Annotated in this window: 4 protein-coding genes and 1 pseudogene; 2 read left to right on the top strand and 3 right to left on the bottom strand. The window is 66.9% G+C overall.

Annotated elements, in window-relative coordinates:
- Positions 1-10: 10 nt before the first annotated feature.
- Together AKJ09_RS07720 and AKJ09_RS07715 are read right to left on the bottom strand one after the other, a co-directional pair.
- Entirely contained in the window at positions 11-4993 is a 4983-nt protein-coding gene (locus AKJ09_RS07720) for a sigma 54-interacting transcriptional regulator (protein ID WP_169927356.1), read from the bottom strand.
- Positions 4990-5916 carry a serine/threonine protein kinase gene (locus AKJ09_RS07715; protein ID WP_146646539.1) on the bottom strand — a complete coding sequence of 309 codons (927 nt, stop codon included), beginning with the start codon at positions 5914-5916 and terminating at the stop codon, positions 4990-4992. Before AKJ09_RS07715 ends, AKJ09_RS07720 begins: the two co-directional genes overlap by 4 nt.
- A gap of 448 nt (positions 5917-6364) precedes the next feature.
- Between AKJ09_RS07715 and AKJ09_RS07710 the strand changes: the two genes are divergently transcribed.
- Entirely contained in the window at positions 6365-11872 is a 5508-nt protein-coding gene (locus AKJ09_RS07710) for a trifunctional serine/threonine-protein kinase/ATP-binding protein/sensor histidine kinase (RefSeq protein WP_146646538.1), read from the top strand.
- A 69-nt stretch (positions 11873-11941) separates the two neighbouring features.
- The gene (locus AKJ09_RS55500; protein WP_275936613.1) at positions 11942-13345 is read left to right on the top strand and encodes a sigma-54-dependent transcriptional regulator; all 1404 of its coding nucleotides are present in this window, start codon (positions 11942-11944) and stop codon (positions 13343-13345) included.
- Here AKJ09_RS55500 and AKJ09_RS56020 read toward each other — a convergent pair.
- A pseudogene (locus AKJ09_RS56020) lies at positions 13314-13430 on the bottom strand (winged helix-turn-helix transcriptional regulator); the annotation flags it as partial. The gene AKJ09_RS55500 and the pseudogene AKJ09_RS56020 sit on opposite strands and share 32 nt — an antisense overlap.
- Positions 13431-13458 lie beyond the last annotated feature (28 nt).

Here is a 13458-nt window from a genome sequence, read left to right as displayed (position 1 = left end):
GCGTCGAGCCCTATTGTCTGGGCGTGTCAGCCCGCTTGAAACGGCGCTTGTCGATCGCAAGCGCTTTGATCTTCGACTCGAGGGTCGACGCGGGGATTCCGAGCTTCGCTGCCGCGCCGAACGGGCCCGATACGCGGCCCTTGGCCTCCGCGAGCGTCGCTTCGATCACTGCTCGCTCATGATCGCTAAGCGTCGATGGCGGCGACGGCGGTGACGGCGTCGCTAGCGCGATCGTCGGTGCACCCCCGGCTGGCCGCACAGGCTGCAAGGGCACCCAGCGGGCATCGATCGACAATGTGCCGTCGTCGGAGATGATGACCGCCCGCTCGATCACGTTCTGAAGCTCCCGGATATTTCCCGGCCAATGGTATGCCGCAAGGAGGTCGAGGGCCTTTCCGCCAATGTCGCGAATCTGCTTGCCCGCGCGCTTGGCGAAGCGCTCGACGAAGTATTCGACGAGAACGGGAAGGTCCTCCCGCCGTTCGCGCAGCGGCGGCACTTCCAGGGGGAAGACGTTCAATCGATAGAACAGGTCGGCGCGAAAGGTCTTGTCGGCGATCGCTGCTTGCAGGTCCCGGTTCGTGGCCGCAATGACGCGAACGTTCGCTCGGATCGCTTTGCTTCCGCCGATCCGCACGAATTCGTGCTCCTGGAGGACGCGTAGCAGGGCCATCTGCGTCTCGGCCGGTACGTCGCCGACCTCATCGAGGAAAAGCGTCCCGCCCTCCGCGACCTCGAACCGGCCAAGCCGACGCTCTGTGGCGCCTGTGAATGCGCCTTTCTCATGGCCGAAGAGCTCCGAGCCGATCAGGGATTGAGGGATGGCTGCACAGTTGACGCTCACGAACGGCCGGTCCGAGCGCGCCGAGCGCCGGTGGATTGCGCGTGCGACAAGCTCCTTGCCGGTCCCGGTTTCTCCCGTAATGAGCACCGTCGAGTCCGTGGGGGCGACCTTCGAGAGACTCGACAGGACCGCGCGCAGCGCCGTGGACGTGCCTACGATTTCCTCGAACATGGAGGTCTTGTCGATCTCCTCGCGGAGGGCGACGTTCTCCTGCTGGAGCCTGTCCTTGAGCGCCCGGATCTCCGTCAGGGCCGTCTCGAGCGACTGCTGGGCGAGCTTCGCGGTCGTCACGTCCGTGACGGCCCCGACGAACGTCAACGTGCTCGTCGATCCTGGGTCCATGGGGCCCCCGTGAGCGCGCAGGTGCTTGATCGAGCCATCGGGCATGACGATGCGGTAGTCGACGCCCCAGGGCTTTCGCTCGCGGATGTGCCGCTCGACGAGCTCGTCGGAGCGATCGCGGTCGTCGGGGTGCACCCGCGCGTGCATGATGTCGCGGGTGATGGGCGTGCCTGGGTCGAGCTCGAAGATCCGGTATGTCTCCTTCGACCAGAAGACCGCCCCCGTGGCGAGGTCCCACCCGAAGGTGCCGGTCCGACTGAGCTCCTCCGCCTTCGCCATGTAGGCCTCGGTCTCCTGCAGATTCGCGTACAGGCGCGCATTCTCGATCGCGCCCGCGGCCTGTGCGGCGAGGAGAGTGAGGACCTTGACGCGTGCGGGGGTGAAGACGTGCGACGCGACGTTGTTCTCGAGGTAGAGCACGCCGCAGAGCTTTCCCTGCTTCACGAGCGGCAGCCCAAAGATCGATCGGACCCGACCCGCCGCGATGTAGGAATCGGCCGAGAACGGGTTCGGCAGCACGGCGTCGTCGACGATCACGCCTTCCTTCGCGCTGGACACCCGGGTCAGGAGGGTCTCGGGAGCGTCCATCGGCCCCGCGCGCTTCGCGAGCAGCCGGACGTCGAACCCCGGTGGCACGCTCGTCGCCTCCGCCTCGATGCGCAGCTCCGCTCCGGCGGGTACGAGGAGCAGCGCGCGCGTAGCGCCCGCGTACTCGAGCGCGATCCCGAGGAGCGCCCGAACGAGCTTGTCGAGCACGATCTCGCCGGAGACGGCTTGCGAGAGCCTGACCACCGCAGCGAGGTCGAGCTGGTCGGTCGTCGCATCGATGACGGTCGGGCCATCGACGGGCATACTTGCCGGACAGAGGGAGGCGTGGCGCTGCTCGAGTCGGCGGACTTTCTCGCGGGCACCCCAGCGTTCGTAGCCTGACCGCGCTGCGCTGAAGTACGCCTGGGCGGCCGTCTCGAGTCCGATGCGCTCGCTGAAGCGCCCGGCGAGCTCCGACGCCAGGGCCTCATGGTGCGTGAATCCCTGCTCCCGGGCGAGTCGGATTGCGTCCTCGTAAAGGCGCATGGCCTCGACGTCGCGCCGCTCGAGACGGGCGATCTCGGCTGCGACCAGCGCCGCGCGGTCCGTGAAGTTGGCCGGGCAGACCTCCGCCCAGGCGGCGAGGTGAGAGTGATGGGCGATCACGGCCGTGATCCCGGCCGACGCGCCAGCGCCGTCTGGAGTCGTGCGCGCCGCCTCGGCGAGCGCAGCGTAGAAATGGTACTCGGCGAGCTCGAGGAACGCTGGCGCCGTGGACACGAGCCTTTCAGCGTGCTCCTTCGCGTGGATGGCGGCGTCGTAGTCCTCTGTGAAGAAGCAGGCCTCGAGCTTTCGGATCCAATACCAACTTGCAGCGTGCTCCATGCCGGGCGACGACGCGAGGTGCGTCTCGAAGCGGCTCTCGTCGAACAGCTCGCCATCGAGAAGCTCGAACCCCGGGGAAAGTCCTCGGAGGCGCCGGATCAGCTGGAGCTGGCCCGAGATGGTGTCCACGCAGAGGCCGAACCGCGCCCGCCTGGCGAACGCGAGGCCATCCTCCGCCTCGCGCTGAATCTCGGTCAGCGGATCGCCACAGGCGAGGAGATGCGAAATGAAGTTGTGCCGACCGTATGCCGCGAACGTCGGGTCCCCCATCCGGCTCGCGGCCTCGGACGCACGGACAAAGAGCCTGCGAGCCTCGCGCAGCGGTCGCGTCCACGGAATCGTCAGTGTCGCGAAGGCGAGATACACCCGAGGCGCGAAGCGCTCCGGTCCCTGGCTCTCGATGAGGTCCACGCTGAGCTCGCCGAAGCGGAGCGACGAGCTGTAGTCACCGAAGCGCGGTCCGAGGATCGTGGCGAGGTATGCGTAACCGATCGCCGATGACTCGCCGTTGCCGTGCTGCACGGTCAAGTTCACCATGCGACCGATTGTGAGGTAGAGGAGATCCTTGTCGAGCACCAGCGCCGGGGAGAGCAGCTCGGCGAGGACGTCCATGGTCGCCGCGCGCGCCTCATCCGTCAGCTGCGGCTTCCGGCTCAAGTTCTTGATCTGCGGAAGGCCGACAGCCTCTTCCGTCGGCCGGCGCCCGAGGAGACGCCAAAGCCGCTCGTACTCTGCGCGGATCTCCTCCTCGGCCGGTTGTCGCGTCCAGACGATGCCCGTTGATGCGAGGTACTCGAGACAGACGTCGATCGCCCGCTCGACGCACACCGTCATGTACAGGGCCATGCGCAGGCAGGTGACGGCTGCGAGGTCGCGGACACCGAGAGAGCGCGAGGCGAGGGCCGCGAGTCGAGGCTCCGCGGTGGTCGCGTCGCCGGTCAGGAACTCGCACTCCGCGCGGTGAAACGTGAGCTCGAATGCGAGTGCGGGGCGCCGCTGCCAGGCGTCGCCCGGCAGGAGCGCATCCCCCGCTGTGAAATAGGACAAGGCGGCGGCGAACGCTTGAGCCTTCCGTGCGCGCAGGCCCGCGATGCGGTTGAGATCGGCGAGCTCCTCGCGCTCGCACGGAGAAGTCATGAGCGCCATCCCCCGACCGAGCTGTTGGACGATCTCGAAGATCACCTCGTCCCGGGCGTCTGCGATGCTGGCGCCGGCGAGCAGTCGGCGTCCGATCCGCAGGTGCAAGGGTGCTCGTTCCCCCTCGGGGATCCGCGCGTAGACTGCCTCGCGCACGCGATCGTGGACGAGATCGTAGGCCTTGTTGTCGAGGCGCAAGACGAGCCCACCGCGGACCGCCTCCCAGAGAAGGTCGTGGACCACGTCTTCCGGGAGCCCGAGGGCAGTGCTCAACTCGACGGCGCTCGCGCATCGGCCGAGCGCGGCGATGTACTTCAGTGCCTCTTGTGCGTCGACAGCGAGGCGATCGAGCTTGCCGACCATGATCTCGACGACGTTGTCGGTGTGGGCCTGGGCCCGGATGGCTTCGAGGTCCCAACTCCAGGCCGCTCGCTCGCCGTCGAAGTGGATGAGGCCCTCGTCCACGAGGAGACTGAGAAACTGGATCACGAAGAACGGATTGCCACCCGTCTTCTCGTGCACGAGTCGCGTGAGCGGCAGCAAGGCGTCGGGCTCGGCGTGGAGGGCAGCCGCGAGCCACTGCCCGACATCGGTGACGAGGAGCGGCTCGAGGGACACCTCCTCGACCCCGCCCGACACCGCGCGAAGGGCGTCCCGCACGCGCAGGAGTGGGTGCGTCGCACCGACCTCGTTGTCGCGGTAGGTTCCGACGAGGAGCAGCGGGTGTGGGCCGGGGAAGGCGATCAGGTCCTCCACCAGCTCGAGCGATGCCGCGTCCACCCACTGCAGGTCGTCAAGGAAGAGCACGAGAGGCTGTCCGGGGCGTGCGAACGCCTCGATGAGCCGGCGCAGGACGGAGCGGAAGAGATGTCGGGTGTCGCGCGAGGGAAGGTCCGCGACGGCAGGCTGCGCACCGGCGATCGCCTCGATCTCGGGAACGAGGGCGGTGAGGAGCCGGCCGTGGATCCCCAGCGCATCTTGGATCGCCCTCCGCCAGTGCGCGAGTTCATCTTCGGGTTGCTCCAGGACGAAGCGAGCGAGCTCGCGGAGAGCGTCCCCAACCGCTGCGTAGGGGACGTCCCGCCGGTGCGCCTCGAGCTTGCCGCCTGCGAAGAGAGCACGAGGAGGGACGAGCGTCTTCCGGAGCTCGTTCACGACGGATGACTTGCCGATCCCCGAGTAGCCGGCGATCAGCAAGAGGCGCCCAGGCCCGCCCGCAGCGACAGCGTCGATGGCGGCGAGGAGCGCCCCCGTCACGGCCTGGCGCCCGTAGAGCCGCTCGGGATGAGCAGCCGGTCCGGAACGTCGCGGGCGCGGAGGCGGAATAGTGTGACCGCTCGGCCGGCCCGCCACTCGGCGAGGCAGCGCCCGAGGTCCGCCTCCAGACCGGCTGCCGTCTGGTACCGGTCCTCGCTGTTCTTCGCCAGCAGAGCCATGACGATCGCGGAGACGCTGTCTGGGATTCCGCTCAGGCGCTCCGCTGGTGGTGTCGGGGCGCGCGCGATGTGCCCGTGGATCCACTCCATCGGCGTGGAGCCCGTGAACGGCACGGCGCCGGTGAGCATCTCGTAGAGCGTCACTCCGCAGGAGTAGAGATCGCTTCGGGAGTCGATCGAGCGATTCATGCGCCCGGTCTGCTCCGGCGCCATGTACGCGAGGGTCCCCGCGATCACGCTGGGAGGCTCGGGCGCCCGTCGCTCGCGCGGCAGCCGGGAGGTGCGGCCGAATCCTGCGAGCCAAACCCTGCCGGTCGCGACATCGGTGAAGATGTTCGCCGGCTTCAGGTCCTTGTGCACCAGGCCGCGTTCGTGGAGGCGCCGCAACGCCGATGCAAGGCCCATGGCCACGGTCAGGAACGGCTCGATCTCCCAGGGGCGGCCGAGAAGCTTCGCGAGGAGCGTCCCGCCTGGGTCCTCCATGAGGAGTGTTGGCCGGCCGTTGGAGGTGGTCAGCTCGAGCGGTCGCGCAGCCCACGCGGCGTCGAGGTCGCCGCGAACGCGGTAAGCGTGCTCGAGCCGCTCGATTGCGCTAAGGCCCGGCTCACCGGCCGAGGGCGCGAGGACGAGCGTGGGCCTACAGGCCGAACCGGCCGCGACTCGCGACAATACGAGCTCGCCATCGTCCCAGAGGACCTCCAGCGAGACGAGCGACGAGTCGATGAGCGCCAATCGAGCCGACACCGGCTCCTAACCTGGATTGCTCGGTGTCGCGCGGTTCACTGCGATAATATACGGCAATTCACGAGAGACCGCCATAGCGCGCGGTGATTGCCCACGTGCGCGTGAGCTCCAGAATCGATCGTTCGACGACGCACACTTCGACCGTCTTCGTCTCGAGCGAGATGAACGCGTTGCGGTTCGCGAGTTTTTCGCGAGCTGTCGCGAAAAACTCGCGACGGCATCTTCTCTCACCCAAAGCGTCTCGCGACGGCCTTCGATCAGCAGCGCGTTGGGCCGGAATTCCGCGCTGGCATCGACGTTGCTTTTCGAACTGGGCCCGCGAGAAGCTCGAGACCTTGCGCCCGACGACGGCTGACGCCGCGACTCATCCGAAACGCGCAAGTCTTTCCAAGACAGCTTCGTAGACGCGCGGCAAGGTGGGCTGCTCCGTGGCGTACGGCGAAGAATCGTGAAGTTGACCGGATACGCCATTACGGCGTGTGATCACGACGGCGAGCTCCTCATTGGTCGAGGAGCAAGGGAGTATGACGGCGAGTCGATCATCGCGATCACGACCGCCCTCGAGCATCCTTCTGCGGAGAGCATCGCTCGCCTCGAGCGGTGGTTTGCGCTCCGCGACGAGCTCGATCCCGCCTGGAGCCCGCGTGTCCTCGATCTCGTCGTCGCGCAGGACCGGTCTGTGCTCGTGCTTGCCGATCCCGGCGGCGACACCCTGGCTCGCGTTCCGCGGCCAATGGCGCTCGACCAGCTCCTGCGCGTCGCGATCGGCATCGCCCGAGCGCTCGGTGCGATGCATGGGCGTGGCCTGATTCACCGTGACGTGAAGCCCGCCGCCATCCTGGCGAGCTTGGACACGGGAGAGAGCCGCCTGACCGGGTTCGGCCTTACGCTTCGCCAGCTCCGACATCGTCAGGGCCCCGAGCCGCTGGCGGTCATCGCTGGGACGCTTGCGTACATGGCGCCCGAGCAGACCGGACGCATGAACCGCTCGATCGATTCGCGCAGCGACCTCTACGCGTTCGGCGTCACGCTCTACGAGCTCCTCGTCGGTGAGCCGCCCTTCGTCGCAGAGGACGCCATGGAGCTCGTGCACTGTCATATCGCTCGGTGCGCGATACCTCCGTCCGAGCGAGATCCGTCGATCCCCGAGGCGCTCTCGGCCGTCGTCATGAAGCTCCTCGCGAAGCGGGCGGAGGATCGCTATCAACGCGCCGTCGGAGTCGAGGCCGATCTGCGCCGTTGCCTCGCTTCGTTCTGCGCCGACGGGCGCATTGAACCCTTCACGCTCGGAGAGCACGACGCGCCGGACAGGCTGATGCTCCCGGAGCGGCTCTACGGCCGCGAGGCGGAGATCGCAGCGTTGGTCGCTGCATTCGATCGAGTCGTCGCGAGCGGGCGCGCTGAGCTTCTGCTGGTATCCGGGTATTCGGGTATCGGGAAGTCATCGGTCGTGAACGAGCTTCACCGGGAGCTGGTTCCGCCGCGTGGCCTCTTCGCGGCCGGTAAGCTCGATCAATACAAGCGGGACATTCCGTACGCGTCGCTTGCGCAGGCACTCCAGGCCCTCGTGCGGATGATCCTCGGCTCCCCGGAACGGGAACTCGCACGTTGGCGAGACGAGATCGAGGAAGCGATCGGCGGCGCGCGGCATGCGCTCCTCACGATGATCCCGGATCTCGAGAAGATCGTCGGACCGCCGGGACCGCCGAGTGATGTACCGCCCGAGGCTGCGAAGAAGCTCTTTCAGCGCACGCTGCTTCGCTTCATCGGGGTGTTCGCGCGCGAGCATCCGCTGGTGCTCTTCCTCGACGACCTCCAGTGGGTCGATGCGGCGACGCTCGATCTCCTGTTCTTCGTCCTCACCGATCCCGGCATCATCCACTTGCTCATCGTCGGCGCGTATCGCGACAACGAGGTGGGCTCGAATCACCCGCTCCGCACGAAGCTCACGGCGATCCGCGAGGCGGGCGTGGACGTGCAGGACATCGTGCTCGCTCCGCTGGTGCGCGAGGACGTGAGTCGCCTCCTCGCGGATTCGTTGCGGGGCCCGCCCGAACGCGTGACGTCGCTCGCCGAGCTGGTCCACACCAAGACGGCCGGCAATCCGTTCTTCACCATCCAGTTCGTCTCGACACTCGCCGAGGACGGGATCCTCTTCTACGACGCCGCAGCCGGCGCGTGGCTATGGGACGAAGCGCTCATCGCTCCGCGCGCATTCACGGACAACGTCGTCGATCTGATGGTCGACCGCCTGCGCCGTCTTCCACGGGCCACGGGCGAGATGCTGCATCTGCTCGCCGTGCTCGGCAACAGCGCATCGAGCGCGACGCTCGCGCTCGTCCACGACGCCACGGAGGCCGCGGTCCACGAAGGACTGCAGGACGCGGTGCAAGCCGGGCTCGTCGCGCGGCTCGACGGCACCTATCGCTTTTTGCACGACCGGATCCACGAGGCCGCCTACGTGCTCGAGCCCGAGGCATCACGGGCTGCCTCGCACCTTCGTGTCGGCTGGCTGCTGGCCGAAACCTTCGAGAGCGAGAAGAACGCCGAGACCGCGTTCGAGGTCGCCGGGCAGCTCAATCGTGGTCTGGCATTCGTGACCATGCCGGAGGACCGGGTCCGGATCGCGAAGCTCGACGTCGTCGCCGGGCAGTGGGCCAAGAAGGCGACGGCCTACGACTCTGCGCTCTCTTACTTCAAGACGGCATGGTCGCTCCTTCCCGAGGACGCCTGGCATTCCGAGTACGAGCTCGCGATGACGATCGCGCTCCTCGCGGCGGAATGCGAGTTCCTGACGGACGATGTACACGCTTCGGAGCAGCGCTTCGCGAGCGCGAGGCAGCATGCGGTCGGCCGCGAGGACCTGGCGCGGATCGCCTGCATGCGGATTGCGCTCTACTCGGCACGCAGTCGCTACGATCGCGCGAACGAGGTCGGCCTCGAGGCGCTGCGCGACGACGACATCGACTGGTCCGCGCGGCCAACGGACGAGGATCTCGAGGAAGAGCACGCCAAGCTCCGCAACGAGCTTCGGGATCGACCGATCGAGTCCTTGGTCGACGCCCCGGCGATGGTCGATGCCGGCGCGATGGCCACCATGGAGGTGCTGCTGACGTTGCTGCCGGCGACGCTCTTCAGCGATCGAAACCTCATCGGCCTCGTCGTCATCCGGACGGTGCGGCTCAGTGTAGCCCACGGCAACTGTGAAGGATCGTCGCTGGCGTATGCGATGCTCGGCATGCTGCTCGGCGGCCGGTATGGTGAATACGAGCGCGCGGCCCGCTTCGCGGATCTCTCCCTCGCGCTCGTCGAGCGTCTCGGGTGCGAGGGGTATCTCGCGCGGATCTACGTCCTCATCGGCCAACACATCTTCCCCTTCACGAGGACGCTCGCCGCGAGCCGCGTAATCGTGCAGCGCGCGGTCGACGCTGCGCGGGGCGCGGCCGAGCAAGCGGTGGAAGGCCTCACCTCTCCTCTCGCCTATACCAACAATCACCTGATCTCGCTCCGCCTCGCGAGCGGAGATTCGCTCGACGACATTCAACGCGACGTCGAGACGCGTCTGGCCGCGGTGCGGAGCGCCCAGTTCTCGGGCGTCACCGGTGCGTTCGTCGCGCAGCTCTGGCTCATAAGGACCCTGCGGGGCGCACCGGCGGACTTCGCGCCCTTCGCAGATGCCGACGATTTCGATCGGCGCATGCGCGCGCCAGGGCTCGCCCCGAGTACCAGCTGGCACTCGGTCCGCAAGATGCAAACGCACTACTTCGCGGGACGCCTCGCCGCTGCTCTCGAGGCCGAAGTCGAGGCGACGTCACGCATCTGGGCGATCATGTCGATGTTCGAGCTCGCCGAGTACCGCTTCTACTCGGCGCTCGTTCGGGCTGCAGCCTATGACGTTGCAGCGACGAGCGAGCGGAGCGCCCACCTCGGCGCCGTCGTGGGCCAGTACGAGCATCTGGCCAACTGGGAGCGCCACTGCCCCGCGACGTACGCTGATCGGACGGCCCTCATCGGTGCGGAGATCGCCCGTATGCAGGGGCGCGAGCTCGAGGCGGAAAAACTCTACGAGAGCGCGATTCATCACGCGAGCGAGCGCGGCTTCGTGCACAACGAGGCTCTCGCCTACGAGCGCGCGGCGACGTTCTACGCCAGGCGCGGCTTCGGCACGATCGCGCGTGCCTATCTGCGGAGTGCTCGCGCGCGCTACTTGCGCTGGGGCGCGGCTGGCAAGGTCGCTCAGCTCGACGCGTCGCATCCGGAGCTCGAGCCCGATCTCGCAACGATCCGCACGACGACGTCGATCGACGCCCAAGTGGAGCATCTCGATCTTGCGACCGTGCTCAAGGTTTCTCAGGCAGTCTCGGGCGAGATCGAGCTCGACAAGCTGCTCCGCACGCTGATGGTCCTTGCCGTCGAGAACGCAGGCGCCGAGCGCGCCCTCCTCGTGCTCTCGAGCCCGCGTGGGTTCTCGATCGAAGCCGAGGCGCATACGGGGCGCAACGGCGTCGATGTCGTCCTCGGGCAACGTCCGCCGAAGCCCGCAGACCTGCCTGAATCGCTCCTCCACTACGTGATGCGCACCCAAGAGAGCGTGGCGCTCGACGACGCGTCGGCCAAGAACCAATTCTCGGCCGACGTCTACCTTCGCACGACGAAGTGTCGCTCGGTCCTCTGCCTCCCATTGCAGCGGCCCGGTGCGCTGTCCGGCGTCCTCTACATCGAGAACAACCTGACGCCGCATGTCTTCACACCGGCGCGCCTCTCCCTGCTCAAGCTGCTCGTCGCTCAGGCGGCGACCGCGCTGGAGAACGCACGCCTCTTCGACGAGCTTCGGCGAGAGCGCGCCTACGTCACGCAGGCCGAACGGCTCAGCGTCACGGGGCTGTTCGTCTGGCGGTTCGCTCCGGAGAGTATAACTTTCTCCGACGAGTCCTTCCGGATCTTCGAGCTCGGCCCTGACACGGAGCCCAGCGTCGAGGTCGTCCGTCGCCTCGTTCACCCCGAGGACCTCGAGGCCTTCGAGGAGGTCATCGCACGCTCGCGCCGCGATGCGCAGGACTTCACGTTCAAGCATCGGCTCCTCACACCCGACGGACGGGTGAAGCACCTCGACGTGGCGGCGCATGCGGTTCTCGACAAGGGCGGCCGCATGGAGCTCGTCGGAGCGATCAAAGACGTTACCGATCAGGTCCAATCTGCAGAGGCGCTCCGTCGGACCCACGCGGCGCTGACCCATGCCACGCGCATCGCGACGGTCGGAGAGTTGACCGCCTCGATCGCTCACGAGGTCAATCAGCCGCTCACGGCCATCGTGATCAACGCGAAGGCAGGCCTTCGCTGGCTGGACGGCGCCACGCCCAACATCGAAGAGGGCCGCGCTGCGCTCGCTCGGATCGCCGCAGAGGGAACACGCGCCAGCGACGTCATCGCGCGCCTCCGCGCCCTCTTCAAACGGACCGGCACGGAGAAGGGACCCTTCGACATCAATGACGCGATCGAGGAGGTCATCGCGCTGACGCGATCCGAAGTCCACAAGCATCACGTGGCCCTGCGGACGGACCTCGACCGACAGTTGCCGATGGCGTTCGGCGATCGTGTCCAGATCCAGCAAGTCGTGATCAACCTCATCGTGAACGCCATCGATGCGATGGCCTCGCTTACCGAGCGACCTCGCAAGCTGGTCATCGCAAGCAACGCGGCGGGAGGCGGCACCCTTCGCGTGATGGTGCAGGACTCTGGCGTGGGGATCGATCCGAGGCTCAAGGATCGACTCTTCGAATCCTTCGCCACGAGCAAGGCGGATGGGATGGGAATGGGGCTATCGATCAGCCGGTCCATCGTCGAGGACCACGCCGGCAAGATCTGGGCGGCATCCAATGACGATGGCGGCACGACATTCGTCTTCACGATCCCCGGCAATTCTGGGCCGTTGGTACAGACACATACGAACGTATGATCGACGAAGGGGAGCGCCCGCGGCACTCTGACATCATCACCGAACCGTTCGGACCAACCGGGAGGACCGATGACGAACCCTGTCTGCATCGTCGATGACGATGCTGCGATCTGCGACGCGATCGCAGCACTCGTTCGCTCCGAAGGGCTGAACGTCGAAACCTTCGCGTCCGCTCAGGAGTACCTCGGCCGAGACAGCGCGAGCTCGCCAGCCTGTCTCGTTCTGGACGTCGAGCTCCCCGGGCTCAGCGGGCTCGAGCTGCAGCGGGAGCTGACGCGTGCGGGGATCCAAGTCCCGATCATCTTCCTCACCGCGCATGCCACCGTCCCGATGTCGGTCGAGGCCATGAAGGCGGGCGCGACGGAGTTCTTCACGAAGCCGCTCGATGCCGATCGACTCCTCGCTGCCATCTTGCGAGCCGTTGAAACCGACGACGCCCACCGACGCGTAGCAAGCCAAGGCGTGAGCGCGCGCGTGAAGGAAGGTCACGAGCGCTCGAAAGACGCCGGCGAAGGCATCATCGGGACGAGCTCGGTCTTCCGCAGCCTCCTGAGTCAGGTGAGGACGGTGGCGCAGACGGACGCGACGGTGCTGATCCGCGGGGAGACGGGGACCGGCAAGGAGCTGATCGCTCGAGCGATCCATGAGTCGAGCGCGCGGCGAAACGGTCCCTTCGTGAAGATCAACTGCGCGGCGATCCCTTTCGGGCTCCTCGAGAGCGAGCTGATGGGACACGAGAAGGGCGCGTTCACGGGGGCCGTGGCCCGGCGCATCGGCCGATTCGAGCTCGCGCAGGATGGCACTCTGTTCCTCGACGAGATCGGAGAGCTTCCGCTCGATCTCCAGCCCAAGATCCTGCGGCTCCTCCAGGAGCGCGAGTTCGAGCGGGTCGGTGGCTCGAAGACGCTGCAATGCAATGCTCGCCTCATCGCGGCAACGCATCGCGATCTCGACACGATGATCGAGCAGAAGACGTTTCGCCAAGATCTCTTCTATCGTCTGAGCGTCTTTCCGATCGAGACTCCACCGCTCCGGGCGCGCCGCCAGGACATCCCGGGGCTCGTCCGGCACTTCGTCGAGGTGTTCTCCACCCGGATGAAGCGACCGATGCCCCATATTCCGCCGAAGGTCATCGAAGCGCTCATGCAGCACGACTGGCCGGGCAACATTCGCGAACTCCAGAACGTGCTGGAACGAGCGGTCATCGTGACCAAAGGCCACGAGCTCGAGCTTCATGCGTTCCATCGGAGCACGCCCCGGTCCTCGGACACGCGCGCGAGCACCCTGGCCGCCGTGGACCGAGCGCACATCCTTCGTGTGCTCGACGCTACGAACTGGGTCGTGGCCGGCCCCGACGGAGCGGCGGCTCGCCTCGGCATGAAGCGAACGACGCTGCTCGGCCGCATGAAAAAGCTCGGCATCTATCGCAGTACGACGGCCGGTTCCGCTCCAGCTTCCGCAGCGTCTGCGTGAGCACGTGCTCTGCGATGCCCTCGAGCCGGCGCTTGAGGGCATTGAATCGCCGAGGCTCGCGAACGAGTACGGCGAGCACGAGCACCCTTTACTCCCGTACGCCAATGCCGAGA

The organism is Labilithrix luteola, assembly GCF_001263205.1.
GTDB classification, from domain to species: Bacteria; Myxococcota_A; Polyangia; order Polyangiales; family Polyangiaceae; genus Labilithrix; species Labilithrix luteola.
The sequence above is the reverse complement of the archived record's forward strand: the minus strand, read 5'-3'. Positions and strand labels throughout refer to the sequence as shown.

Coding starts and splice junctions, on each gene's coding strand:
- AKJ09_RS55500 (WP_275936613.1), top strand. CDS start 11,942: ATGACGAACCCTGTCTGCATCGTCGATGACGATGCTGCGATCTGCGAC.